Below are 2,834 nucleotides of genomic sequence, written 5' to 3' on the forward strand. Positions count from 1 at the left end.
CACTTCCCCGGCACCCGGGCGAAGGTCCGCCTCGATGCAGCCGAACCGCAGCCGGCGGGCATCGCCGTGGGACGCGGAACCGGCGTCACATTACTTCGGAATGCCCTTGTCAGGACGGTGATGATTGAGATCTACAAAATCTACGAGAACACTGCTTGACAGTGACTCGGACCACAAATAACCTGAATGCAACAGCGTTGCAGATAATGCAACTTCTCTCTTGCGCTTCTTCCCGGCAACGCTGACCCAGTTTTCCTGCAGTACCTTCATAGACATAGGAGTCGACCATGACCACGACCTCAAACAGCCCCACCAATGTCTCCGAGCTGGAGCGCCTGAAGACCCTGCACAACGGCTCGAAGCAGCAGCTGACCTTCTCCGACGCGGAGTTCGAGCGCCGCCTGGCGGGCCTGCGCCAGATCATGGCGGCCAAGTCGCTGGATGCAGTGATCCTCACCAGCTACCACGCATCAAGTACTACTCGGACTTCCTGTACACCACGTTCGGACGCAACTACGCGCTGGTGGTCACCGCGAACAACTCCACCACCGTGACCGCGAACATCGATGCCGGCATGCCGTGGCGCACCAGCTATGGCGAGAACATCGTGTACACCGACTGGAAGCGTGACAACTTCTTCTACGGACTGCAGGAGGCGCTCAAGCGTGACGGGGTAAAGGCGACCCGCATCGGCGTGAAGATGACTTCCTGCCGGGCCTGACCCGCCAGCGCATCCAGGATGCGTTCCCCGGCGCCCAGCTGCTGGATGTCTCGCAGGATGCCATGCGTCAGCGCATGATCAAGTCCGCCGAGGAAATCGAGGTCATCAAGCACGGCGCCCGCATCGGCGACCTGGGCGGTGAGGCCATCAAGGCCGCAATCCGCGAGGGGATCACCGAGTACGAGGTGGCATTGATCGGCACCGAGGCGATGGTGCACGAGATCGCCAGGACCTTCCCGCACCGCGAAGTGCGCGACACCTGGGTGTGGTTCCAGTCCGGCATCAACACCGACGGCGCCCACAACTGGGCCACCACCCGCAAGCTGCAGCGCGGGGACATCCTGTCGCTGAACTGCTTCCCGATGACCTCGGGCTACTACACCGCACTGGAGCGCACCTTGTTCCTGGGTCAGCCCGACGAGCGCAGCCTGCAGCTGTGGAATGTGAACGTCGAGGTCCACAAGCGCGGCCTGGAGCTGATCAAGCCCGGCGCGGTCTGCAAGGACATCGCCGCCGAGCTGAACGAGATCTACATTTCCCACGGCCTGCTGCCCAACCGTACCTTCGGCTACGGCCACTCCTTCGGCGTGCTTTCGCACTACTACGGCCGCGAAGCGGGCCTGGAGCTGCGCGAGGACATCGACACCGTCCTGGAGCCGGGCATGGTGGTGTCGATGGAGCCGATGATCACCGTGATGGATGGCGAGCCGGGGGCCGGCGGCTACCGCGAGCACGACATCCTGGTCGTGGGCGAGGATGGCGCGGAGAACATCACGAAGTTCGGCTTCGGCCCGGAGAACAACATCATCGACGCCTAGTCGGCACCACCCACCACACGGGCAGCGGCCTGGGTTCCCACAGGAACCCAGGCCGCTGCCCGTGCTTAACGCCAGTGTTTTTCCCCGCGCAACCAGCCGTCTCCCCGCCTCAGCGAAGCAGGAAAGCGGCCATTCAGAAATGTCATTGAAGTGCGCCCCGGAATCCGTTGACAGTGATGTGTACCACATCTACTATTAATGCAACCGTGTTGCGTTCACTGCAACTTTCACTCCAGTTCTCTTGGCGGTTTCCACAATGAATCATCAAAATTCGCAATCCAGCGTGCCCGGGGCGAAGGCCGACCTGGGCCCGACACTCAGCGGACAACAGCGCCCAGACCCCGGTGGCGTGGGCAGCGCCACCCGGCGCAAGGTCGTTGCCGCGAGCTTCATCGGCAACTTCGTCGAGTGGTTCGACTACGCGGCCTACGGCTACCTGGCGGTGACCATCTCGGTGGTATTCTTCCCCGAATCCGCACCGCAGACCGCGCTGCTGATGACCTTCGCCCTGTTCGCGATTTCCTTCCTGGTCCGTCCACTGGGCGGTTTCGTCTGGGGTCACATTGGCGACCGCATTGGCCGGCGCGAGGCGCTGAGCTGGTCAATCCTGCTGATGTCCGGGGCGACCTTCTGCATTGCGCTGCTGCCGGGCTACGCCAGCATCGGCATCGCGGCCCCGCTGATCCTGCTGCTCCTGCGCCTGGTGCAGGGCTTTTCCGCCTCGGGCGAGTATGCCGGTGCCTCGGCGTTCCTGGTCGAGTACGCCCCGGCGAACCGGCGCGGGCTGTATGCCGCGGTGGTTCCGGCCAGCACCGCCACCGGCCTGCTGCTCGGCTCACTGTTGGCCGCCCTGCTGACCGGCCTGCTGGATGCAGAACAGATGCAATCCTGGGGCTGGCGCATTCCCTTCGTGCTGGCGGCCCCGATGGGCCTGATCGGACGCTACATCCGTACGAAGCTGGAGGACTCGCCGGCCTTCAAGGAGCTGGCTCAGGAGGACGAGGTCATCAAGGCGCCGGTTAAGTCCCTGTTCCGCGACCACTGGCGCCGCCTGGTGCTGGCCGCCGGCGCGGTGCTTTTGAACGCGGTCGGCTTCTACGTCATCCTGTCCTACATGCCCACCTACCTGTCCCAGGAGCTGGGACTCGATGAGACGGCGTCCTACGTCGCCACCACGGTGGCGCTGGTGACCTACATCGGCTTCATCTTCATCACCGGGATGCTTTCGGACAAGTTTGGGCGCAAGCGGGTCCTGATGAGCGCCTCGATCCTCTTTGTCCTGTTCACGGTGCCGG

Annotated in this window: 1 protein-coding gene and 1 pseudogene; both read left to right on the forward strand. The window is 63.4% G+C overall.

Going from position 1 to position 2,834, the window contains the following annotated elements; all coding sequences use genetic code 11:
• The first annotated feature begins 287 nt into the window (after nt 1-287).
• Nucleotides 288-1,539 (forward strand): annotated as a pseudogene (locus JCM19049_RS11045) (M24 family metallopeptidase).
• A gap of 256 nt (nt 1,540-1,795) precedes the next feature.
• Nucleotides 1,796-2,834: MFS transporter (locus JCM19049_RS11050; protein ID WP_279403011.1), on the forward strand; the 1,039-nt coding region annotated here is incomplete at its 3' end.

This window comes from Arthrobacter sp. JCM 19049 (assembly GCF_001310435.1).